The sequence below is a fragment of the Methylobacterium sp. E-046 genome (assembly GCF_022829625.1).
Taxonomy (GTDB): domain Bacteria; phylum Pseudomonadota; class Alphaproteobacteria; order Rhizobiales; family Beijerinckiaceae; genus Methylobacterium; species Methylobacterium longum.
This window is the reverse complement of sequence record NZ_JAKSYP010000074.1, coordinates 75,893-98,497: the sequence shown is the minus strand read 5'-3', so window position 1 is coordinate 98,497 and position 22,605 is coordinate 75,893. Positions and strand designations below refer to the sequence as shown.

Below are 22,605 nucleotides of genomic sequence, written 5' to 3'. Positions count from 1 at the left end.
AGGCAGGAGGACGCCGATGGGCGCGCAGAAGGGCAAGGATTTGCTGCTCCGGGCCGGCGACGGCGCGGGCGGCTTCGTGGCGGTGGCGGGCCTGCGCACGCGGCAGATCACCCTGAACGCCGAGACCGTGGACGTGACCAACGCCGATTCCACCGGCCGCTGGCGCGAGCTCCTGGCCGGCGCCGGGGTGCGTCGGGCCGCGATCTCGGGCTCCGGCGTCTTCCGCGATCAGGCCTCGGACGCGCGGCTGCGGCTGATCTTCTTCGAGGGGGCGATCGAGACCTTCCAGGTCGTGGTGCCGGCCTTCGGCATCCTGGAGGGCCCATTCCAGATCGCGAGCCTCGAATACCGCGGCGACCATGCCGGCGAGGTCACCTTCGACGTGAGCCTCGATTCGGCCGGCGCGCTCGCCTTCGCGGCGGCGTGAGCCATGGCCAACCGGATCCGCGGCGAGGTGCCGCTCGCCCTGGGCGGTCGGCGCTACACCCTCTGCCTCACCCTCTGCCTCACCCTCGGCGCCTTGGCCGAGCTGGAGGCCGCGCTCCAGGCCGGCGACCTTGCGGGCCTCGCCGACCGGTTCGCGGGCGGGCGCGTCTCGGCCCGCGACCTGATCGCCCTGCTGGGCGTGGCCCTGCGCGGCGGCGGCCACGACATCGACGACGCCGCGGTGGCGCGGCTGCCCCTCGCGGGCGGGCTCGACGCGGTCTCGGCCGCCCTCGGCGAGGTGCTGGCAGCGGCCTTCGGGGAGGGGCCGGCACCCGCAAACCCTCCGTAGAGCCGGGGTCGGAGGAACCGCAACCGACCCCGGCTCGAAACCCCCGCCGCCGCCCTCGCGGCGCCGCCTGCGGTTTCCCCTGGGACGACGCCCTCGCCCTCGGTCTCGGCGTGCTCCGCTGGAGCCCCGCCGCCTTCTGGACGGCGACACCCCGCGAGTTCGCCGCGGCGCTCGGCCGGGGCGCCCGGCCGGAGCCCCTGACCCGCGCCGCCTTCGAGCGGCTGCTCGCCGCCTATCCCGACCCGACCTGAGGCGCCCCATGGCCGACACCGACTCCGACACACAGGGCGATGCGCGGATCCAGCAGCTCGAAACCCTCGACCGGCTGGCGCAGAGTTTCGGCCGCAGCCTGGACGCGGCCCTGACCCGGGGCGCCGCCTCCGGCCGCAGCCTCGACGGGGTGCTGGGCACGATCGGGGCCCGCCTCGCCGGCACGGCGTCCCGGGCGGCCGCCGGCCCGATCCGCTCCGGCATCACGGGCCTCATCGACGCCGCCCTGGGGGCGGGATCCGAGGCCGCGGCCGGCTTCGCGCGGGGCGGCGTGTTCCGGGGCGGCCGGGTGCAGCCCTTCGCGGCGGGCGGCGTCGTGGCCGCGCCGACTTACTTCCCCATGACGGGCGGCACCGGGCTGATGGGCGAGGCCGGCCCGGAGGCGATCCTGCCGCTGGCCCGCGGCGTCGACGGCCGCCTCGGCGTCGCGGCGGGCGGGGCCTCGGCGCGGCCGGTCTCGGTGACGGTGCACATCGCCACGCCCGATCCGGGGGCTTTCCGCCGGTCCGAGGCCCAGGTGACCGCGAGCCTCGCCCGGGCCGTGGCACGGGGCCAGCGGGCGACGTGAGCGGGCGGGGGGCGCCAGCGCAGGGGCGCAGCCGCGCCTTCCTGCCCGTCGCGCTCCCCTCGCGGGCCGTGGTGCCCCGGCTCTCACGTCGGCGCGGGTACGCGATCCCTCACGGGGAGGGATGCCGGGGGCGGGGGCGGGCGCCGACCCCTGTCACGCCGCCTGCTGCGCCTGCGCCGCGCGCGCACGGCTGCGGCGGCCGTCGACGCTCACCGGGGCGACGCCCTGGATCGTCACGCGGCGGACCACGCGGGGGGCGTCGCCGTAATCGTCCACCGCTCGGTGGATGGTCGCCCGGTTGTCCCAGATCGCCACGTCGCCGGTCCGCCAGGACCAGCGCACGGTGTTCTCCGGCCGGGTGGCGTGGTCGTTGAAGATCGCCAGAAGGTGCTGGGAATCCGCCGTCGTCAGCCCGAGGATCCGCTGGACGAAGTGCCCGACGATCAGCGAGCGCTCGGCGGTCTCCGGATGCACGTGGACCAGGGGGTGCTCGGTCTCGAACACGGTCCTGGTGAACACCTCGTCGTAGCGCCGCCGCCCGGCCTCGGAGACGTTCACGCGCCCGCCGACGTAATCGTAGACGTTGGAGTGCAGCGCCCAGAGGCGATCGGCGAGGTCGCGCAGGGGCTCGGGCAGGTCGGCGTAGGCCGCCGCCGTGTTGGCCCAGAGCGTGTCGCCGCCGTAGGGCGGCAGCGTCACGGCGCGCAGGATCGAGATCGCCGGATAGGCCGGCACGAAGGTCACGTCGGTGTGCCAGGAGCTCGCCCGCTCGCCCCGGCTGCCGTCGATGTCGAGGACGCCCGCCGTCCCTGCCAGGGAGGGCACCGTCGGGTGCGGGACGAGGTCGCCGAGGCGCCGGCCGAACGCCTCCTGCCCGGCCTCGTCGAGGGTCTGGTCGCGGAAGAACACCACCTTGTGAGCGGTGAGCGCCTGCCGGATCGCCGCGACGATCCCGGCATCGAGGTCGCCCGAGAGGGCGACGCCGCGGATCTCCGCGCCGATCCGGCCGGCGACGCGGCGGAGGTCGAGGGCGGGGGTGGACGCGTGGAGGGGCTGGGGGACGGCGCTCATCGAAAGGCTCCCTGAGGGTTCGGCGAAGTGGCGCGCAGATCATGCGCGGTCGATGCAGGTGTTCCGGACCGGGATGATGCGGTCCTCGACGGTTTCGCCGCGCCGATCTTCGATCGACGGCCGTCCTTTGTCGATGAACGGTGTTTTTGATTTTCCCTCCCTTCCGGAAAGACTTTTTGCGAGCGGCCCGGGCCGGCAGCGATGACGTTCCCCGGCGTCGCGCAGGACCGGGGACGCGGCCCGGCCGACGGTGGCGGCCGGGGGATCGACGCGGACGCAGCCCGCCGAACCGGAGAGACCCCGATGGCCAGCGACTTCCACGAGGTGCTGTTCCCCCTCGACGTGTCGCTGCGCGCCGGCGGCGGCCCGCAGCGGCTGACCGAGATCGTCACGCTGGCCTCGGGCCGGGAGCACCGGAATGGCCGCTGGGCCGATTCCCGCCGCCGCTACGATGCCGGGTTCGGGATGCGCGGGCTCGACGCGCTCCACAGCGTGCTGGCCTTCTTCGAGGAGCGGCGCGGGCGGCTCTACGGCTTCCGCTTCCGCGACCGGGTCGACGGCCGATCCGGCCCGCCCGGCCGCGCCGTCGGCCCCCTGGATCAGCCGCTCGGCCTCGGCGACGGCGCGACCGCGTCCTTCCCGCTGGTGAAGACCTACGGCGGCGGCTTCGCGCCCTACCGGCGCCGGATCGCCAAGCCCGTGGCGGGCCAGCGTCCGGGTGGCGGTCGGCGGCAGCGAGGTCGCGCCAGACGCCTTCGGGTGCGACCCGGCAACGGGGCTCGTCACCTTCGCGGCCGGGCATCTGCCGCCCGCGGGCGCCGCCGTGACGGCGGGCTTCGCCTTCGACGTGCCGGTCCGCTTCGACACCGACGACCTCATCATCGACCTCGCCGCCTTCGCGGCCGGCGAGATCCCGAAGGTGCCGCTCGTCGAGATCGTGCCGTGAGGAGAGTGCCATGCGCGACATCCCGGAGGCCTTCGCGGCCCATCTCGCGCAGGGCGTGACCACCCTGTGCCGCTGCTGGTCGCTGCGGCGGCGGGACGGGGTCGCCCTCGGCTTCACCGACCACGACCGCGACCTGACCTTCTCCGGCCTCGTCCACGAAGCCCGGACGGGGCTGGAGGCCGCCGAGGCCAGCGCGGAACTCGGCTTCGCGGTCTCGGGCGGCGATGTCGCCGGTGCGCTGAGCAGCCTCGGCCTCACCGAGGCGGACATCGCCGGCGGCCTCTACGACGGCGCCTCCGTGGAGACCTGGCTGGTCGACTGGACCCGGCCGGCGACGCGGCTCCTCCTCGATCTCGCCACCATCGGCGAGGTGCGCCGGGAGGGTGACGCCTTCGTGGCGGAGCTGCGCGGACTCACCCACCGCCTCGATGCCGAGCGCGGCCGCAGCTACCGGGCGACCTGCGACGCCGACCTCGGGGACGCGCGCTGCCGGGTCGACCTGGCCGCGTGGCGCACCGCAGGGCGCGTGACGGCGATCCCGGAACCCGCGACGGTCTCGGCCGTCCTGACGGGCGAATTCCCGGACGGCCTGTTCACCGCCGGCCGGCTCACCTGGACGGTCGGCGCCAATGCCGGGCATGCGGTCGATATCCGGCTCCAGCTCGGCGACCTGATCGAGCTCTGGACCGTGCCGCCCCGGCCCGTGGCGACCGGCGACGGCTTCACCCTCACGGCCGGCTGCGACAAGCGCCTCGGCACCTGCCGGGACCGCTTCGCCAACGCGGCGAACTTCCAGGGCTTCCCGCACATGCCCGGCAACGACGCGGTGGCCCGCACCGTGCCGGGCTCGGCGGCGATCCTCGACGGCGGGAGCCTGTTCCGATGAGCGCGATGCGGCGGGACACCGGCGCGGCGGCGCTGGGCGAGGCCCGCCTCTGGCTCGGCACGCCCTACCGCCACCAGGCCTCCCTGCGGGGTGTCGGCTGCGACTGCCTCGGGCTTCTGCGCGGGGTCTGGCGGGGGCTCTACGGGCACGAGCCCGAGGCCGTGCCCCCCTATGCCGGCGCCTGGGCGGAATCCGCCCCCCCGGGCACCGACCCGCTCACCGAGGCGGCGTCACGCCACCTCTCGGCCGTGCCCGGCCCCCTCGCCGACGCGTCGCCGCGTGCGGGCGACGTGCTGCTCTTCGCCTTCCGCCGCCATCTTCCGGCCCGCCACTGCGCCATCGCCACCGGCGACGGCGGCATGATCCACGCGCACGACGGCGCGGTGGTCGCCGAGGTGGCGCTGACCGCGTGGTGGCGCCGGCACCTGACAGGGGTGTTCCGGTTTCCGGAGGCCCCGTCCGGTTCTGCGCCCGGAGCGCAGCCGGGCCGGTAGCCGTCATCACGCCGCGCATGCTGCCCGACACCACGGATCTGGAGCCCCGCCATGGCCACGCTGATCCTGTCCTCGGCCGGCGCCGCGGTGGGAACCGCCCTCGGCGGCCCCATCGGCGGAATCGTCGGGCGGGTGCTCGGCTCGGTCGCGGGCTCGGCGCTGGGCGGCGCCCTGTCGGGCTCCGGGCGCACGCGCTTCGTCGAGGGGCCGCGCCTCGCCGACGTGGCCGGGCTCACCTCCACCGAGGGCGACCCGATCCCCCGCGTCTACGGACGCGCGAAGGTTGGCGGCAGCCTGATCTGGGCGACGCGCCCGCTGGAGGTCGCCAACACCACGGTGCAGCGCGCCGCGACGCCCGCCAAGGGCATGGGCGGCCAGAAGACCGTCGCGACCCGGTACGCCTATTTCGCCAACCTCGCGGTCGGGCTGTGCGAGGGCGAGATCGCCTTCGTCCGGCGGATCTGGGCGGACGGCCGGGAGATCGACCAAGTCGGCCTCGCGATCCGGGTCCACACCGGCGGGCCGGACCAGGCGCCCGACCCGCTGATCGTCGCCAAGGAGGGGCCTGAGAACGCGCCCGCTTATCGCGGCCTCGCCTACGTGGTGTTCGAGGGCCTGCCGCTCGCCGAATTCGGCAACCGCGTGCCGCAATTCGCCTTCGAGGTGATCCGCCCGGTCAACGGCCTGTTCGGCCGGGTCCGCGCCGTCGACCTGATCCCGGGGGCCGGCGAGTTCGCCCTCGATCCGGACCGGGTCACCGTCGATCTCGGCCTCGGCCGGACCGAGGCGGCCAACCGCCACCAGCTCCAGCGCATCACCGACGTGATCGCGTCTCTGGACGCCCTCCAGGCCCTGTGCCCGAACCTGCGCCGGGTCGCCGTGGTGGCGACCTGGTTCGGCACCGACCTGCGCGCCGGCACCTGCCGGGTGGTACCCAGGGTCGAGACCGGCCGGAAGCATGCGCGGCCGGAGGACTGGTCGGTGGCCGGGATCGCCCGCGGCGCGGCCGAGGTGGTCTCGACCCTGCCGGACGGGACGCCATCCTATGGCGGCACGCCCGCGGATGCCGGGCTGACCCGGCTTGTGGCCGAGCTGGCGCGCCGCGGCCTCGACGTTCTGCTCTACCCGTTCGTCATGATGGACGTGGCCGCCGGCAACGGCCTGCCCGATCCCCGCGCGCCGGGCGCGTCCCAGCCGCCCTATCCCTGGCGCGGGCACGTGACCTGCGACCCGGCGCCGGGCCGTCCGGGCAGCCCGGACGGGACCGCCGCCGCCGACGCGCAGGTGGAGGCGTTCTTCGCCAACGGCTACCGCGCCGAGGTGCTGCACTACGCCGACCTGGCGGCGCGCTGGGCGGCCGCCGGCGTGCGGCTCGCGGGCTTCGTCATCGGGAGCGAATTCGTCGGCCTCACCCGGGTGCGCGGCGGCGCCGGCTACCCGGCCGTGCAGGCGTTCCGGAGCCTCGCCGCCGACGTGCGCGCGCGCCTCGGGCCCGGGGTCGCCCTGGTCTACGGCGCGGACTGGACCGAGTACGGTGCCGATGTCCGCGACGGCGGCGCCACGGTGCGGTTCCCCCTCGACGACCTCTTCGCCGATTCCAACATCGCGGCGGTCGGAATCGACTGGTACCCGCCCGTCTCCGACTGGCGCGACGCGCCGGAGCACGCCGACGGCGCGGCGGCCGGCGACATCACCGACCGGGCCTATCTCCGGGCCCGCGGCGCCTCCGGCGAGGCCTTCGACTGGTACTACGCCGACGCGGCCGGCCGCGCCGCCCAGGACCGCCGGCCGATCACCGACGGCGCCGCCGGCAAGCCCTGGATCTTCCGGCCGAAGGATCTCGTCGCGTGGTGGTCGAACCCGCACGTGGAGCGCGACAACGGCGCCGAGACCCGCACCACCGCCTGGGTTCCCATGGGGAAGCCCGTCTGGTTCACGGAGGTCGGCGTGCCCGCGGTGGACAAGGGCACCAACGGCCCGAACGTCTTCCCGGACCCGAAGTCCCCCGAGGGCGCCTATCCGCCGGCATCCCGCGGCCTGCGCGACGAACTGATCCAGATCCGCGGGCTGGAGGTGATCCTCGCCCGCTTCGACCCGGCCGATCCCGGCTTCCGGGAGGCCGACAACCCGGTCTCTCCGGTCTACGGGGGCCGGATGGTCGATCCGGACGGGATCTTCGTCTGGGCCTGGGACGCGCGCCCGTTCCCGGCCTTCCCGACGGTCCGCGGCGTCTGGGCCGATACCGGCAACTGGCGCATCGGCCACTGGATCACCGGCCGGATCGAGGGCTGCGACCTCGACCTGCTGGTCCTCAAGATCCTGGGCGAATTCGGCTTCGACGCCGACGTGTCCGTGGAGGCCGCCGCCTATCTCGACGGCTACGTCGTCGACCGTCCGCTCACGGCCCGCGGCGCCCTGGAGACCCTGGCGCAGGTCTACGGCCTCGACGTCTCGGCCGTGGCCGGCATCCTGCGCCTGCGCGGCCCGCGCCGCGACCGGCCCGTGGTGCTCGCCGAGGCCGACCTCGTCGGGCTCGCGCGGGAGAAGCCGGTGCTCCGCCAGGTCCGCGCCGAGGAGAGCGCCCTGCCGCGCTCGGTGGAGCTCGGCATCACCGAGGCCGAGAGCCCGGAATACCGCCGCGCCACGGCGGCGGCCGTGCGACCCGCCGGTGCGCGCCGCCGCGAGACCCGGATCGAGGCGGCGATCGTCACGCGCCGCGAGACCGGCGACGGGCTGGCCGAGGCGATCCTCGACCGCACCCTCTCGGCCCGCGATACCGCGGCGTTCACCGTGAGCCCGCGCCGGATCGCGCTGGAGCCCGGCGATCTCCTCGCGATTCCCGCGGACGTGCCGGGCGGCACGGTGCTGCGCAGGATCGACCGGATCGACGACGCCCCCACGGGCCGCCGGATCGAGGCGAGCGGCGTGCCGCCCCGGGGTGGGCCCGGGCGCCTGCTCGCCCGAAGCCCGGCCCAGCCGGAGGCGCCGCCGCCGGTCTTCCCGGGGCCGCCGCTCGCGCTCGCGCTCGACCTGCCGGCGGACCGCGGCACCCCCACGGTTCTGCAATGGTGCGCGGTGGCGGCCGAGCCGTGGCCCGGCGCGGCCGCCATCTGGCGCGCGGAGGGCGCAGGCCCGCTCAGCCTGCACGGCCACGTCGATTACCCTGCCTGCCTCGGGCAGACCCTGTCGCCGCTGCCCGCCGGGCCGCTCTGGCGGATCCAGCGCGGCGTGCACCTCGACGTCACCCTGCGCCGGGGCGGCGCGCTCGCCGCCATCGGCGAGGCCGCGATGCTGGCGGGCGGCAACCTGTTCGCCCTGATCGGGCCGGACGGCAGCGGCGAGCTGCTCTGCGCGGCGAACGCCGTGCTGACCGGGCCCGACACCTACCGGCTGTCCGGGTTCCTGCGCGGCCTCGCCGGCAGCGAGGCCGCGGCGGGGCGGACGAGTCCGTCCGGAAGCCTGATCGTGCGCCTCGACGACGGCGCGGCGGTGCCGCTCGTCGATCGCCTGGACGAGGCCGGGCGGGGCTTCCGCTACCGGGTCGGACCCGCGGACCGCGATCCGGGCGACCCGTCGTTCACGGCGTTTTCCGCCACCGCCGGGTTCTCGGCGCTCCGGCCCCTGCGGCCCGTCCACCTGCGGGCGCGCCGGGTTGCCGACGGCGTCCGGCTCTCGTGGATCCGCCGGGCGCGGCGCGACGGCGATGCCTGGGAGGCCGCCGAGATCCCGCTCGACGAGGCCGAGGCCTACGACGTCACGGTCTTCTCGGCGTCCGGCGCTGCCCTGCGCACGCTCCGGGCAGACGCCCAGCAGATCCTCTACGCCGAGGAGGCGGCGGATTTCGGCGGCCCGCAGCGCAGCCTCGACGTGGCCGTGGCGCAGCGCGGCACCGTCGCGGGGCCCGGGCCCGCCTGCCGCGCCCGCATCCCCGTCCGCTCGGCCTGAACCACCGGAGGTGCCCCATGTCCGACGTCACGCCCCATCTCGGCCTGCCGCTGATCGCGGCGAGCCAAGCGCAGAAGCACGTCACCCACAACGAGGCGCTCGGCCTCCTCGACGCCCTGGTCCAGCTCGCCTGCCTGGACAAGGACCTGACCGCGCCGCCGCCGAGCCCGGCCGAGGGCGACCGCTACCTCGTGGTCGCGGCCGATCCCGGCGGGGCCTGGGCGGGTCTCGGCGGGCAGGTGGTGCGCTACGCCGACGGGATCTGGACCGGCTCGGCGCCGCGGGCCGGATGGTTCGCATACCTGATCGATGAGGCCGACCTCTACGTGTACGACGGTGCGGCCTGGACGAGCTTCCGCCGGAGCCTCGCGGCGATCGAGAGCGTGAGCCGCCTCGGGATCAACACGGGTGCGGATTCCTACAACCGCCTCGCCGTCAAGGCGGATGCCGCCCTGCTGACCTGGGACGACGCCACCCCCGGCTCCGGGGACATGCGCGTCGCGATCAACAAGAAGACCGCCGCCCGGGACGCCGCTCTGGTCCTAGAGACCGGCTACGCGGCCCGGGCGCTGCTGGGCCTCCTCGGCAGCGACGATTTCAGCCTCAAGGTGTCGGCGGACGGCTCCGCCTACGCGACGGCGCTCACCGCCTCGGCGAAGACCGGCGGCATCGACTTCACCTCCGCCGAGACCACGCTGGCTTCCGCCGCCGCCACCGATCTCGGCGGCACCGGCACGCGGCGGGTCTTGGTCACGGGTGCGGCGACGATCACGAGCTTCGGCGGCATCCCCGGCCGGGAGCGGCTCGTGCGCTTCGCCGGACGCGTGCGGCTGGTCCATGATGCGGACGCGCTCGCGCTGCCGACCCGGGCCGACATCGTCACGGCGGCCGACGACACCTGCCTCGCCCTCTCGGACGCGGCCGGCCGCTGGCGCGTGTGGCACTACCAGCGGGCCGACGGGACACCGCTGGCGGCCGGGACGCGGGCCGCTGCGTGAGCGGTTCCGCGGTATCGCTCAACCCCCTCTTGCCGCCTCTTGGCGCCGTTCGACTGACCCGCCGGTCGCTCCGGGCTCCGCTCCGCGGTCCCAGCGTGACGGATGAGGTTTCCACAATCCGGTCGCGCCGCCCAAGGCGTGATGCGGAAGGCGTGATGCCGAAGGCGTCGTTCAGATCGGACCGATCGGGGTTCAACTTCCGCGATCGGGCGGATCGTCCAGCCGCGCCGCCACTTCCCGGGCGCCCGCTCGCGCTCGATTGCCTCGACGACGCGGTCGTGGGGCGCGTACCGGACGGGTCGTGTCATGGCGCAGGTCGCGGCACCGCCGCGCCTGAGCCGCCGCCACGCGCGGGGACCCGACGCGCGCGCGTTCGCCGCGCCGGGATGGAGGGTGCCGTGCGGCCCGCTGGCCATCACGTACGCGTGGCAGGCCGTCGGGAAGCCGCCCGCGCCTCAGGATCGGACGCCCGGAGATACCCTGTGGGACCAGGCCCGGCCGTTCCGGGCTCGCCTGGGGCGTCCCGCAGCGACGGGCGATCCTCCGAAGGCTCCTGGCACCCCGGACCGTGCACGGGCGTGCTCCGAGAGGGCGGGGTCCCTGCGCTCACCCTGTCGCGAGCGCCGCCAGCATCACCGGCTCGATCGCCGCGTAGCCCGCCGGGTTGAGGTGGATGCCGTCGTCGGTCAGCGTCGGGCGAAGCGCCCCGGACGCGGTGGCGAGCGGCGCGTGATAATCGACGAGGCGGGCGGCGCCCGCCGCGCAGGTCGCGCGCAGCCACCCGTTCAGGGCGCGGATGCGCGCGACCGGCCGCAACTCGGGACGCCAGCCCTGAAAATCGCTCGGCATCACGGTGCCGATCCAGAGGGGCAGCCCCGCCTCGAAGGCGAGCCGCCCCATGGCGAGGATGTTCTCGCAGATCGCCCGGTCCGAGACCGGGCCGTCCACCTCGGCGATGTCGTTGATCCCGCAGAGCAGGTGAACGCCGCGCGCCCCCGCCGCGTCCCGGAGGAAGCGCGCCCGGATCTGCCCGCTGGTCTCGCCCGGCACGCCCCGCGCCAGGAGGCCGTGCCGCGCGAAGGTCTCGGCCCCCGTCACACCCCAGGCGGCGGTGATCGAGTCGCCGATGAACACCAGCGGCCGGTCCTGTCCGCGTCCCACCATTCACACCATCCACGCCGCCGCCCGGGGGACGGATCCCGCGGTGCCATAGCCCGGCGGCGGCCGGCCGGCCATCGCGGGGAGCACGCCCATGCAGACCACCCGATCCGCTCGGCCGCCCGCCCGCACCTTCGAGGAAGCGTGCCGGAGCCTCGGACCCCGCCTGATGCGCGACCTCGGCCTGACCGACGTCCAGGCCGCGGGCCTCCTCGGAAATCTCGGCCACGAGAGCGGCGGGTTCCGCGACCTTCAGGAGATCGCTCCCGCGGTCCCTGGTTCCCGCGGAGGCTGGGGGCTCGCGCAGTGGACCGGCCCGCGGCGCACCGCGATGGAGGTCTGGTGCCGGGCGCACGGCCTCGATCCGGCCGCGCCCGAGGCGAGCTACGGCTATCTCTGCGTGGAGCTGCGCACCACCGAGGCCCCGGCGCTCGCCGCCCTGCGGCAGGCCCCGACGCTCGAGGCCGCCACTGCGGCGGTCTGCCGGCGGTTCGAGCGGCCCGGCATCGTGGCGCTGCCGAGCCGCCTCGCCTGGTCACGGCGGGCGCTCGCCGCGCTCCGCGGCGGTGACGCGCGGAGCCCCGGCGAACCGCGCTGAGCCGGCCGCGCCGAAGCTGTTCCCGAGCCGGCCGGGTCCGCCGCGCGCCTGTCCACGGAGATCGTCCATGACGCACCGCATCCGAGCGGGGCTCGCCCTCGCCTGCGCCGCCCTCCCGTTCGCCGCCCTGCTGTCGCCCGCGCGGGCGGGGGACGGGACCGCCTCGGCCGTGAGCGTGCCGTGGGGCGACTGGCTGGTCGCCCTGCTCCAACCGGCCTCGGCCGTGCTCGTGCCGATCGCCGCCGCGGCGGTGACGGCCGGCATCGCCCGGGTCGCGCCCTGGGCCACCTCCGTGCTGACGCGGGACCGGGTCGAGGCGGCGATCCGGGCCGGCGCCGCCTATGGTCAGAACGCCGTGGCCGGCGCCGCCAAGGGTCGGACCGTCAGCGTCGATCTCGGCGCCGCCGTGGTGGCCGCCGGCGCCCGGCACGTCCTCGCCACCGCGCCGGCCCACGTCGTCCGAAGGGCGGGCGGAGCCGAGGGGGTCGCCGCCCGCATCTTCCGGGCGCTGCCCCTGGAGCCGCAGGCCAGCGCGGCCAACGTCCTCGCCCCGGCGCTGGCGGAGCTGCAGGGTCCCCCGGCCCGGAAGCCCGCCCTGCGACGCGGCTGAGGCCTCGTCGGGTTCCGGCACGACCACGACCGGGCGCCCCGCGCCCGGTCCACCGGCTCAGGGCTCGGCCATGACCATCATCCGCACGCCGCCCCGCAGACCCGCACGGGCGCCGCCCGAGGACGAGCCCAGGTCCGGCGCCGCCCTCGGGGGCCGGGCGCGGACGATCCGCTTCCCGCCCTTCTGGCACGCGTGGTTCGCGCGCCAGACCGAGACGCGCCTCGCCGTCCTGGACGAACTGATCGACGAACGGATCGAGCGGCGGGCCCTGCGCCGGTACCTCCACCGGCTGAAGCACGCGACGATCCTGGCCTTCGTCGCCGCGGCGGCGGCCGCGCACTGGTTCTCGGACCAGATCGCGTGGCTCGCGGGGCGCATCCCCGCCCTGCGGGCCCTCTGGACCGTGGTTGCGGGAGGTTGAGATGGGCGTGCAGCGGGACCGGATCCTCGATCGGCTCTGGCTGGCCCTGTCGGGGGGCGCGGCCCTGTCGATCGCGCTCCACGGGGGCGCGCAGCTCGGCCTCCGGCCCTGGCCTGGCGGCGGCGCCGCCCTCACCGCGGGGGCGACCGCGACCGGCGGGCTTGCCCGACCATCCCGGTTCGTCGCCGGCGGCCGCGACGGGGGCGCCGGGGGGCACGGTGAGGCAACCCGCATGGCCTGTGCGAACCGCCCGGGACGGGGGAACCCGGCGGCGCCTCACCCGTAATGCCGGCACCATGCCGTGCGCCATCCGATCGTTCACAACCCGCATAACCGGTCCCCCTGCCGCTCGGCGCGGCAAGCTGCGCATTCAGGGCGCATTCAGTGCCCTCGGCCCACATCTTCCGCCAATGCGCTACGCCATCGCCCTCGTCGCCATCAGCCTGACTGCAGCGGCCCTCGCCGCGGGCGGCCTCGGCTCCATGGCCGACGATGGTCCGGCCCCGCAGACGGGGGCGGTCTCCGGCCAGGCGCCGCTGCGGATCGAATCCTGCCTGTCCCCCGCCGACATGCGCGAGGAGGTCGGCGAGCGCCGGGTGATCCCGCCCGTTGCTGCGATCCGCGCGGCCCGCACGGTGATCCCCCGGGCCGAGATCCAGCGGGCGAGCCTCTGCCGCTACGAGGACACCCTCGTCTACATGCTGACCGCCTTGCGCCGGGACGGTCATTTCGTGCACGTCATCGTCGACGCGCGCACCGGCAGCGTGTCAGGACAATATTGAGCGGGTGCCGAAACCGCCTCGGAGGGGAATGAGCCGTGCGTCTGCTCGTCGTGGAGGATGACAAGGACATCAACCGGCAGGTCGTCGCCGCCCTGGAGGAGGCCGGCTACGTCGCCGACAAGGCCTATGACGGCGAGGAGGGCGGCTATCTCGGCGAGAGCGAGCCCTACGACGCCATCATCCTCGACATGGGCCTGCCCAAGGCCGACGGCGTCACGGTGCTGCAGAAATGGCGCCGGGCCGGCGTGAAAACTCCGGTGATCATCCTCACCGCCCGCGACCGCTGGTCCGACAAGGTCGACGGCTTCGATGCCGGCGCCGACGACTACGTCACCAAGCCCTTCCACATGGAGGAGCTGATGGCGCGGGTCCGCGCGCTGCTGCGCCGGGCCGCCGGCCACGCCACCAGCCAGATCGCCTGCGGGCCCGTGACCCTCGACACCCGCTCCGGCAAGGTCTTCGTCGACGGCGCCCAGGTGAAGCTCACGAGCCACGAGTACCGGCTGCTCTCCTACCTGATGCACCATACCGGCCGGGTCGTCTCCCGGGCCGAACTCACCGAGCACCTCTACGACCAGGATTTCGACCGGGACTCGAACACCATCGAGGTGTTCGTCGGGCGGCTGCGCAAGAAGCTCGCCGTCGACCTGATCCAGACGGTGCGCGGCCTCGGCTACCTCGTGGACCCGAACCAGCCGCCGGCGCGGGTGTGACGACCGTGTCGGCGCCCGGCACGCTGCCGGCGGTCTTCATGCGCGGCGGGACCAGCAAGGCGCTGATGCTGCACCGCCGGGACGTGCCCGGCGACTTCGCCGCCTGGGAGCCGGTCTTCCTCTCCGCCATGGACAGCCCCGACCCGTTCGGGCGCCAGCTCAACGGCATGGGCGGCGGCGTCTCGTCGGTCTCGAAGATCTGCGTGGTGGAGCGCTCCGCGCGGCCGGACGCCGATATCGACTACACCTTCGTGCAGGTGGTGGTCCGCGACGGCCGCATCGATCTCTCGGGCAATTGCGGCAACATGCTCGCGGCGGTCGGACCGTTCGCCGTGGACGAGGGCCTCGTGCAGGTTGCCGACGGCCCGGTGCGGCTGCGGATCTTCAACACCAACACGCGCAAGCTGATCGAGGCCAAGTTCGAGGTCCGGGACGGCCGCACCGTTTATCGCGGCGCCCTGGCGATCCCCGGCGTGGCCGGCACCGGCGCGCCGGTCCGCCTCGATTTCGTCGAACCGGGCGGTGCGACCACCGGACGGCTGCTGCCCACCGGCGCCGTCCGCCAGATCCTCGACGTGCCGGGCCTCGGATCGATCGAGGCCTCGCTGGTGGATGCGGCCAACGCCTGCGCCTTCGTCCGCGCCGCCGATCTCGGGCTTTCCGGCACCGAGCTGCCCGCCGCCCTGGAGGCCGTGCCCGGCCTCCTCGACCGGCTCGCACGGATCCGCCGGGCCGCTTCCGTGGCGATGGGCATCGCGCCCGATCTCGACGCGGCCGCCCGCATCGTCCACGTGCCGTTCGTCGGCCTCGTGGCGCGGCCGCAGGATTCCGGCAGCCTCTCCGGCACGGCCGTCCGCGCCGAAGAGGTCGACCTCACCGCGCGGATGATCTCCAACGGCGTGCCGCATCAGGCCCTGCCGCTCACCGCCACCCTGTGCCTCGCGGTGGCCGCCCGGCTCACGGGCAGCCTCGTCCACGAGGCCGCCCGCGCCACCGACGCGGCCCTGCGGGTCGGCATGCCCTCGGGCATCCTCACCGCCGACGCGTCCGTGACTCGCGACGGCGACGGCTGGCGGGCCGAGCGCGGCGCGTTCTTCCGGACGGCGCGCCCGCTGATGCGGGGCGCGGTGTACTACGATGCGCCGCCGCCCGTCTGAGCGATAGGCGCCGCGATGATCGACCTTCTCGGCCTCTTCTCCCTGCGCCGCCGTTCCATCGCGGTGCGCCTCGCCGTGTCAGCGTTCCTGTCGAGCTCGGCGATCCTGCTGATCGCGGCTTGGATCCTCACGACCCTCTACCGCGAGAACACCGAGCGGTCCTTCGACAGCCGGCTCCTCGTCTTCGCCAACAACCTCGCCACCGATCTCGTCTCGCCCAACGATCCCGAGAGCCGGACCTTCTCGCTGGGCGACCCGCGCTTCGACCTGCCCCTGTCGGGCTGGTACTGGCAGGTCGGCAAACCCGACGCGAAGCCCCGGGACGTACGCACCTCCCGCTCCCTCGTCGGCGTGCCGCTGCCGGCCGCCACGGATTCGGACGGCAAGGTCGGCGTCGGGCAGATCCGCCAGGGCTACGGCAGGGGGCAGGACGGGCGGCTCCTGCGCATCATGGAGCGCGACGTCGATCTCGGCGAGGAGGGGCGCTACACGGTCCGCGTCGCCGGTCCCGCCGACGAGATCGTCAACGACGTCGACCGGTTCCGCAATTCGCTGACCATCACGTTCGGGCTGCTCGGCCTGTCGCTGGCGATCACGACCCTGCTGCAGATCCGGTTCGGCCTCGCGCCCCTCAAGAAGATGCGCGCCGCGCTGGGCACCGTGCGCCGGGGCGAGGCCGACCGGATCACCGGCACCTATCCCCGCGACATCGCCCCGCTCACCGGCGAGGTGAATCTCCTGATCGAGACCAACCGGGAGATCCTGGAACGCGCCCGCACCCAGGTCGGCAATCTCGCCCACGCCCTGAAGACGCCGCTCTCGATCATCGTCAACGAGGTCGGCGCGTCCGACGCCCCCGAGGAACTGACGCAGAAGATCCGCGAGCAGGCCGCGGTGATGCGCGATCAGGTCAATTACCACCTCGACCGGGCGCGCGCGGCCGCGCTGGCCGGCACCCTCGGCACGTCCACCGAGGTCGAGCCGGCGCTCGCCGGCCTCGTCCGGACGTTCGGAAAGATCTACCGCGACAAGGACATCGCCTACGACGTCCACGTTCCGCCGGGACTGCGCTTCCGGGGTGAGCGGCAGGATTTCGAGGAGATGGTCGGCAACCTCGTCGACAACGCCTCGAAATGGGCCCACGGCCGCGTGGCGATCCGGGCCGAGGCGGTGGACAAGGACGATTATCCCCACCTCGTCGTCGCCATCGAGGATGACGGCCCCGGCCTGCCGCCCGAAGCCCGACAGGCGGTGCTCGGCCGGGGGCGGCGGCTCGACGAATCGAAGCCCGGCTCCGGCCTCGGCCTGTCGATCGTGGCCGATCTCGCCGCCCTGTACCGGGGGCGCTTCACCCTGGAGGAGGCGGCGCTGGGCGGCCTGCGCGCGGTGCTGGAGGTTCCGGGCGACGCGCCGGTGGGGGCCGCGACGCATTGAGACCGCGCCGAGCCGTGCCGGGCGCCTTCGCGCGCCTCCCCGGCGCCGCGGCGCGGCCTCATGGCCACGGCTAGGCCCTTGTCTTCGTGAGGGAGTTGCGTGACACCGTGCCACCGCCGGGGGGCGTCGTGGCGTCACGCCGCCGGCTCCACATGGTGTGGAGGGGTACGGGCCGGTCCGGCCCGCTGGCGAAGGTTTGATGACGGCGATCTGGTTCATCCTGGCGGCCATGACCGCGGCGGCCGTCCTCGGCCTGCTCTGGCCGATGTCGCGGCGCGCCGCCGTTCCGACGGGCGAGGCGGGCGGGTCCGGGCTCGCCACCGAGACCGCGTTCTACGAGGATCAGATCGCCGAGATCGGGCGCGACCTCGAGCGCGGCCTGATCGCCCCGGAGGAGGCCGAGACCGCCAAGGCGGAGGCGGGCCGGCGGCTGCTCCGGGCGAGCCGCGAGGCGCAGCGCGAGGCCGAGGACGACGACCTCGCCGAGGCTGCGCGCCCGGCCGAGCCGCGCCTGCGCCGGCGCCGGGCGGCGTCCGCCTTCGCGCTCTCCACCATCCCCCTGGTGACCCTGATCGCCTACGGCCTCTACGGCTCGCCCGAACTGCCCGCGCAGACCGAGGCCGACCGGCAGGCTGCCCGCGGCGGCACCGACGAACTGATGAAGGCGGTCGGCCAGATCGAGACGCGGCTCGCCCGCGATCCGAACGACGCCCGAGGCTGGGCGGTGCTCGCCCCGGTCTACATGCGCACCGGCCGCTTCGAAGACGCCGCCCGTGCCTACGGGAACATCGCCCGGCTGAAAGGCGAGACCGCCGACCTCCTCGCCGATCAGGGTGAGGCGCTCACGGCGGCCAGCAACGGCACCGTCGCGCCGGAGGCCAAGGCGCTGTTCGAGAAGGCGCAGGCCAAGGACCCGAACGCGCCCAAGCCCCGGTTCTACCTTGCCCGGGCGGCCGAGCAGGCGGGAGACACCGGCGAGGCGATCCGCCAGCTCACGACCCTCGAAGCCGCCGGGCCGCCCGACGCCCCCTGGCTCGGGGTGGTCCGGCAGACCCTCGCCCGCCTGAAGGGCGAGCCGCCGCCGCCCGAGGCGCCCCCGACCGCTCCGACGATTCCGGCGGAGCAGCAGGCGGCGATCCGCGGCATGGTCGACGGGCTCGATGCCCGGCTCAAGGGCGGTGGCGGCACCGCCGACGAGTGGCTGCGGCTCGTCCGCTCCCGGGTCGTGCTCGGCGAGCACGATCAGGCGGCCGCCGCCCTGGCCCGAGCCCGCGTGGCGCTGGCCAACGATCCACAGGGTTTGGCCCAGGTGGAGCAGGCCGCCCGCGCCGTCGGCCTGGACAATGCGCCGTCCCAGCCGGCGGGGCCCGGCGGACCGGCGGCCCGGGCCGAGACCGAGGCCGCGATGGCGGCCGTGCGCGCCATGCCGCAGGCCGACCGCGACGCGGCTATCCGCGGCATGGTGGAGGGCCTCGACCGGCGCCTGGCCGCGCGGGGCGGCATGCCGGACGAGTGGCTGCGCCTCGTGCGCTCCTACAGCGCGCTGGGCGAGCGCGACAAGGCGATCAGCGCCCTCGACCGCGCCCGGATGGCCCTGGCGGCCAACGGCGAGGCGGTGGCCCGCCTCGACGGGCTCGCCCGGGAACTCGACCTGCCGGTCAAGCCCAGTCCCTGACGCCGGGCCGGCGCGCCGCGCCGCGCGTACGACAATCCGTCTCGACGGCTGCCCTTGACCCGCGCCCGCACGGAGCCGACACCTTCAGGAAGCTAGAATGAGAACGGTTCGGGTCTGGGCGGAGCGCCGCCTGCCGGACCGCGGGGTGGACGTAACCGTGACGCGTAAGAGCCGCCGCCTGATCCTGATCGCCGCCTGCGGCAGCGTGCTCGCGCTGGCCGTGGGGCTGATCCTGTTCGCCATGAGCGGCTCGATCGTGTTCTTCCGGTCGCCGACCGACATCGCCCAGCAGGCGATCGCGCCGGGCACGCGCCTGCGGCTGGGCGGCCTCGTGAAGGACGGGTCCCTCAGGCGCGGACCGGACCAGACGGTGGATTTCTCCGTCACCGACACGAACGCCACCGTGGCGGTCCACTACAAGGGCCTGCTGCCGGACCTGTTCCGCGAGGGGCAGGGCGTGGTCGCCGAGGGCGTCCTAGAGCCGGGCGGGCAGTTCCGCGCCGACACGGTGCTGGCCAAGCACGACGAGTCGTACATGCCGCGCGAGGTGGCCGACGCGCTGAAGGCTCAGGGGCGCTGGCAGGAGGGTGGCCCGAACAAGGGCGGCCCGAAGCCCGCCACGGCCGCGGCCGATACGACCCTCGGCCCGCGCAGCGAGCGCTAAGGGAAACCGCATGATCGTCGAGACCGGCCACTTCGCCCTCGCGCTCGCGCTGGCGATCTCCCTCGTCCAGATGGTGATGCCGATCTGGGCCGCGCGCTCGGGCGACCCGGCCCTGCGCCAGACCGCCTCGCAGGCGGCGCTCGGTGCCTTCGCCTGCGTGCTCTTCGCCTTCGCGGCGCTCACCTGGGCGCACGTCAAGTCGGACTTCTCGGTCCAGAACGTCGTCGAGAACTCGCACACGCAGAAGCCGCTCATCTACAAGATCTCCGGCGTCTGGGGGAACCACGAGGGCTCGATGCTCCTCTGGGTCCTGATCCTCACCCTGTTCGGCGCCTGCGTGGCGGCCGCCAGGAACTCCGTGCCGCCGCGGCTGCGCGCCAGCACGCTGGGCGTGCAGGGGCTGATCACCTTCGTGTTCCTGCTGTTCATCATCACGACCTCGAACCCGTTCAGCCGCGTGATCCCCGCGCCGCTCGAGGGCAACGATCTCAACCCGCTGCTGCAGGATCCGGGTCTCGCGATCCACCCGCCGCTCCTCTACGTCGGCTATGTCGGCTTCTCGATCAGCTTCGCCTTCGCGGTGGCCGCGCTGATCGACGGGCGGATCGACGCCGTCTGGGCCCGGGCGGTGCGCCCCTGGACGCTCACCGCCTGGAGCTTCCTGACGCTGGGGATCGCGATGGGCTCCTACTGGGCCTATTACGAACTCGGCTGGGGCGGCTGGTGGTTCTGGGACCCGGTGGAGAACGCCTCCCTGATGCCGTGGATCGCCGGCACGGCGCTGCTGCACTCCACCGTGGTGATGGAGAAGCGCGACGCCCTGAAGGTCTGGACGGTGCTGCTGGCCATCCTGACCTTCTCGCTCTCGCTGATCGGCACCTTCCTGGTCCGCTCGGGCGTGATCACCTCGGTGCATTCCTTCGCCACCGACCCGACCCGCGGCGTCTTCATCCTGGCGATCCTGATCCTGTTCATCGGGGGCTCGCTGACGCTCTTCGCGTGGCGCGCGCCGCTGCTGCGGCAGGGCGGGCTGTTCGCGCCGATCTCCCGCGAGGGCTCCCTCGTCCTCAACAACCTGTTCCTCGTGGCGGCCTGCGCCACCGTGCTGGTCGGCACCCTGTACCCGCTGGTCCTGGAGATGCTGACGGGCGAGAAGATCACGGTCGGGCCGCCCTTCTTCAATTCGACCTTCGTGCCGCTGGCGATCCCGCTCCTGCTGATCGTGCCCTTCGGGCAGGCCCTGGCGTGGAAGCGCGGCGACGTGCTTGCCGCGTCGCAGCGCCTTTTCGCCGCCCTCGCGGTGGCCCTGGTGATCGGCCTCGCGGTGCTGGCCATGACGTGGGGCGGCCCCGTCATGGCGCCCGTCGGGATCGGCCTCGGCGCCTATCTGCTGATCGGCTCCGCCCTGGAAATCGTCTCCCGCGCCCGCGGCTACGGCGCGAGCCGGGCGCGCTCGCTCGGCCAGATCGGGCGGCGCGCGGTCGGGTTGCCGCGCTCGGCGTGGGGCACGGCGCTCGCCCATGCCGGGGTCGGCGTGGTGGTACTGGGCATCGCCGCGCAGGGCTGGGCCGCCGAGGGGCTCGCGACGTTGAAGCCCGGTCAGAGCCTGACGGCCGGACCCTACACGGCGACCCTCGACAGCGTCGGTCCCCGCCAGGGCCCGAACTACGAGGAGGCCGCCGCCACCCTGACGATCCGCACCCGCGCCGGCGACGAAGTCGGGCACGTGGAGACCGGCAAGCGGTTCTATCCGAGCCGCAAGATGGCGGTTACCGAATCCGGGCTGCTGACGATCGGCGCCAGCCAGGTCTATGCCAGCCTCGGCGAGATGAGCCAGGACGGCGGCGTCGGCCTGCGGCTGTACTACAAGCCGCTGGTGCTGCTGATCTGGCTCGGGGCCGTGGTGATGGCGCTGGGCGGCGGGCTCTCGCTCACCGATCGGCGGATGCGCGTGGGCGTCCCCGCCAAGGCGAGGGTGCGGCCGCTGCCCAACGCAGTGCCGGCCGAGTGAGGGCGCAGATGGAGGCTTCCGCGATTCTCGCTCCCCCGGCCGCGGGGAAGGGTGGCGCAGCGTGCGGCCGTCGCGTCGGCCGGGAGAGGGAAACCCGGCGGCCGGATGAGGCTGCGGCCGTCCCCTCGGGCGCGACCGGGGCTGACTCGGCGCACCCCTCGTTCCCGTTGCTGCGCAGGGTACCGGCCCGCGCAGGAATGGCGGGGAGGGCGCGCCCATGGATCGGCGTGGCGGCCTTGCTCCTGGCCGCATGCATCACCCCCGCCTGCGCCGTCCAGCCCGACGAGGTGTTGAAGGATCCTGTCTTGGAGCACCGCGCCCGGGAGATCTCGGCGGAACTGCGCTGCCTCGTCTGCCAGAACCAGTCGATCGACGACTCCGATGCGCCGCTCGCCAAGGACCTGCGCGTGATCGTGCGCGAGCGTCTGGGCAAGGGCGACAGTGACAAGGCGGTGCTCGCCTACGTCGTCGATCGCTACGGCGAGTTCGTGCTGCTGCGCCCGGTCTTCGCCCCGCACACCCTCCTGTTGTGGTTGACGCCAGTGCTCGCGGTTCTGCTCGGTGGGTTCGGCATCTGGCGCCTCGCGCGCCGCCGGCCGGCGGCCCCCGCGCGAAACCTCTCGGCCGCCGAGGAGGCGGAGGTCGCCGCGCTCCTGCGGCGGGAGTAGGATCGCCGCAGGGGTGCGATTCGTCGAGGCCGCTCGGCACGAGTCTTGGATGAGGCATCGCAGACCGTAGGATCGGCGACGCGCCCCGGGGCAGGACGATGACGGCCGCTACCCTCACCATATCGAGCCGCAACTACTCCTCGTGGTCCCTGCGGGGCTGGCTGATCTGCCGGATGGCGGGCCTCGACTTCGAGATCGAGGTCCTGTCGGGCACCGATGCCACCAGCCGGGCGGAACTGCTCCACCTCTCGCCGTCCTTCCTGGTGCCGCGCCTGCGCCACGGCGACGTGGTCGTCTGGGACGCGCTCGCCATCGCCGAATGTCTCGGCGAGATGTTCCCGGAAGCGGGCCTGCTGCCGCGGCCCGTGACCGAGCGGGCCCATTGCCGGTCGATCTCCGGCGAGATGCATTCGGGCTTCGTGAACCTGCGCTCGGCGCTCCCGATGAACCTGCGCGCCTTCCACCCCGCTTTCCCGCTGTTCAACGGCGCGAAGGCCGACATCGAGCGGATCGTCACCATCTTCGACGATTGCCTGGACCGCTACGAGGGCCCGTACCTGTTCGGCGCGCGCCCCTGTCTGGCGGACGCCATGTTCGCGCCGGTCTGCACCCGCTTCCGCACCTACGACGTCGCGCTGCCGCCCCGCGCCGCCACCTACCGCGACACGATCCTGCACTGGCCCCTGATGGTCGAGTGGGCCGAGGCCGCCGCCGAGGAGCCGGAGGAGATCGAGGAACTGGAGATGGAGTTCTGACCGGAT

At 74.3% G+C, this 22,605-nt stretch carries 23 protein-coding genes and 2 pseudogenes; 22 read left to right on the top strand and 3 right to left on the bottom strand.

Annotated features, from left to right (window positions below):
• Positions 1 to 16 precede the first annotated feature (16 nt).
• The 4 genes and pseudogenes from MKK82_RS05710 to MKK82_RS05695 all read left to right on the top strand — a co-directional run bounded on the left by MKK82_RS05710 (position 17) and on the right by MKK82_RS05695 (position 1,613).
• Entirely contained in the window at positions 17 to 427 is a 411-nt protein-coding gene (locus tag MKK82_RS05710; protein ID WP_238287843.1) for a phage major tail protein, TP901-1 family, read from the top strand.
• A 3-nt stretch (positions 428 to 430) separates the two neighbouring features.
• Positions 431 to 775, top strand: a complete 345-nt coding sequence (locus MKK82_RS05705; protein ID WP_243984871.1) for a gene transfer agent family protein — start codon at positions 431 to 433, stop codon at positions 773 to 775.
• 83 nt (positions 776 to 858) lie between these two features.
• Positions 859 to 1,026 (top strand): annotated as a pseudogene (locus tag MKK82_RS05700) (rcc01693 family protein); the annotation flags it as partial.
• Between the two features lie 8 nt (positions 1,027 to 1,034).
• Positions 1,035 to 1,613, top strand: coding sequence for a phage tail tape measure protein (locus MKK82_RS05695; protein WP_238287837.1), 579 nt, complete (start codon positions 1,035 to 1,037; stop codon positions 1,611 to 1,613).
• A gap of 153 nt (positions 1,614 to 1,766) precedes the next feature.
• Here MKK82_RS05695 and MKK82_RS05690 read toward each other — a convergent pair whose 3' ends face one another.
• Positions 1,767 to 2,684, bottom strand: coding sequence for a TauD/TfdA dioxygenase family protein (locus MKK82_RS05690; protein WP_238287836.1), 918 nt, complete (start codon positions 2,682 to 2,684; stop codon positions 1,767 to 1,769).
• A gap of 39 nt (positions 2,685 to 2,723) precedes the next feature.
• Positions 2,724 to 3,005 (bottom strand): hypothetical protein, encoded by a 282-nt coding sequence (locus MKK82_RS05685; RefSeq protein ID WP_238287834.1) that lies wholly within the window; start codon positions 3,003 to 3,005, stop codon positions 2,724 to 2,726.
• Between MKK82_RS05685 and MKK82_RS05680 the strand changes: the two are divergent.
• From MKK82_RS05680 to MKK82_RS05660, 5 genes and pseudogenes are all read left to right on the top strand, one after another.
• Positions 2,988 to 3,630: pseudogene (locus tag MKK82_RS05680) on the top strand (TIGR02217 family protein). The gene MKK82_RS05685 and the pseudogene MKK82_RS05680 sit on opposite strands and share 18 nt — an antisense overlap.
• A 10-nt stretch (positions 3,631 to 3,640) precedes the next feature.
• A complete protein-coding gene (locus tag MKK82_RS05675; protein ID WP_238287831.1) occupies positions 3,641 to 4,516 on the top strand; it encodes a DUF2163 domain-containing protein in 876 nt (291 codons plus the stop codon).
• Entirely contained in the window at positions 4,513 to 5,010 is a 498-nt protein-coding gene (locus MKK82_RS05670) for an NlpC/P60 family protein (RefSeq protein WP_243984870.1), read from the top strand. Before MKK82_RS05675 ends, MKK82_RS05670 begins: the two co-directional genes overlap by 4 nt.
• A gap of 51 nt (positions 5,011 to 5,061) precedes the next feature.
• The gene (locus MKK82_RS05665) at positions 5,062 to 8,955 is read left to right on the top strand and encodes a glycoside hydrolase/phage tail family protein (RefSeq protein WP_238287828.1); all 3,894 of its coding nucleotides are present in this window, start codon (positions 5,062 to 5,064) and stop codon (positions 8,953 to 8,955) included.
• 17 nt (positions 8,956 to 8,972) lie between these two features.
• Complete coding sequence (locus MKK82_RS05660) at positions 8,973 to 9,953, top strand: DUF2793 domain-containing protein (protein ID WP_238287827.1); 981 nt, start codon at positions 8,973 to 8,975, stop codon at positions 9,951 to 9,953.
• Positions 9,954 to 10,559: 606 nt separating this feature from the next.
• Here the strand turns inward: MKK82_RS05660 and MKK82_RS05655 are convergent.
• Positions 10,560 to 11,117, bottom strand: coding sequence for a GDSL-type esterase/lipase family protein (locus MKK82_RS05655; RefSeq protein WP_238287825.1), 558 nt, complete (start codon positions 11,115 to 11,117; stop codon positions 10,560 to 10,562).
• Positions 11,118 to 11,205: 88 nt separating this feature from the next.
• Between MKK82_RS05655 and MKK82_RS05650 the strand changes: the two genes are divergently transcribed.
• The 13 genes from MKK82_RS05650 (at position 11,206) to MKK82_RS05590 (ending at position 22,599) form a co-directional block, all read left to right on the top strand.
• Complete coding sequence (locus MKK82_RS05650; protein ID WP_238287823.1) at positions 11,206 to 11,709, top strand: phage tail tip lysozyme; 504 nt, start codon at positions 11,206 to 11,208, stop codon at positions 11,707 to 11,709.
• A 67-nt stretch (positions 11,710 to 11,776) separates the two neighbouring features.
• Positions 11,777 to 12,319, top strand: a complete 543-nt coding sequence (locus tag MKK82_RS05645) for a hypothetical protein (protein ID WP_238287820.1) — start codon at positions 11,777 to 11,779, stop codon at positions 12,317 to 12,319.
• Positions 12,320 to 12,389: 70 nt separating this feature from the next.
• Positions 12,390 to 12,740, top strand: a complete 351-nt coding sequence (locus tag MKK82_RS05640; protein WP_238287817.1) for a hypothetical protein — start codon at positions 12,390 to 12,392, stop codon at positions 12,738 to 12,740.
• Between the two features lies 1 nt (position 12,741).
• Complete coding sequence (locus tag MKK82_RS05635; RefSeq protein WP_238287815.1) at positions 12,742 to 13,026, top strand: hypothetical protein; 285 nt, start codon at positions 12,742 to 12,744, stop codon at positions 13,024 to 13,026.
• Positions 13,027 to 13,150: 124 nt separating this feature from the next.
• On the top strand, positions 13,151 to 13,522 hold the full coding sequence (locus tag MKK82_RS05630; RefSeq protein WP_238287813.1) for a PepSY domain-containing protein: 372 nt from the start codon (positions 13,151 to 13,153) through the stop codon (positions 13,520 to 13,522).
• A gap of 35 nt (positions 13,523 to 13,557) precedes the next feature.
• A complete protein-coding gene (locus tag MKK82_RS05625; RefSeq protein ID WP_010684559.1) occupies positions 13,558 to 14,235 on the top strand; it encodes a response regulator transcription factor in 678 nt (225 codons plus the stop codon).
• Between the two features lie 5 nt (positions 14,236 to 14,240).
• The gene (locus MKK82_RS05620) at positions 14,241 to 15,392 is read left to right on the top strand and encodes a 2-methylaconitate cis-trans isomerase PrpF family protein (protein ID WP_373323342.1); all 1,152 of its coding nucleotides are present in this window, start codon (positions 14,241 to 14,243) and stop codon (positions 15,390 to 15,392) included.
• Positions 15,393 to 15,407: 15 nt separating this feature from the next.
• A complete protein-coding gene (locus MKK82_RS05615) occupies positions 15,408 to 16,826 on the top strand; it encodes a sensor histidine kinase (RefSeq protein WP_238287809.1) in 1,419 nt (472 codons plus the stop codon).
• Between the two features lie 199 nt (positions 16,827 to 17,025).
• Entirely contained in the window at positions 17,026 to 18,501 is a 1,476-nt protein-coding gene (gene ccmI / locus MKK82_RS05610; RefSeq protein WP_243984868.1) for a c-type cytochrome biogenesis protein CcmI, read from the top strand.
• A 157-nt stretch (positions 18,502 to 18,658) separates the two neighbouring features.
• A complete protein-coding gene (gene ccmE / locus MKK82_RS05605; protein ID WP_238287978.1) occupies positions 18,659 to 19,165 on the top strand; it encodes a cytochrome c maturation protein CcmE in 507 nt (168 codons plus the stop codon).
• Positions 19,166 to 19,175: 10 nt separating this feature from the next.
• A complete protein-coding gene (locus tag MKK82_RS05600; protein ID WP_243984866.1) occupies positions 19,176 to 21,176 on the top strand; it encodes a heme lyase CcmF/NrfE family subunit in 2,001 nt (666 codons plus the stop codon).
• 197 nt (positions 21,177 to 21,373) lie between these two features.
• Complete coding sequence (locus MKK82_RS05595; RefSeq protein ID WP_238287801.1) at positions 21,374 to 21,844, top strand: cytochrome c-type biogenesis protein; 471 nt, start codon at positions 21,374 to 21,376, stop codon at positions 21,842 to 21,844.
• A 98-nt stretch (positions 21,845 to 21,942) separates the two neighbouring features.
• Positions 21,943 to 22,599, top strand: coding sequence for a glutathione S-transferase family protein (locus MKK82_RS05590; RefSeq protein WP_238287800.1), 657 nt, complete (start codon positions 21,943 to 21,945; stop codon positions 22,597 to 22,599).
• The last annotated feature ends 6 nt before the right edge of the window (positions 22,600 to 22,605 follow it).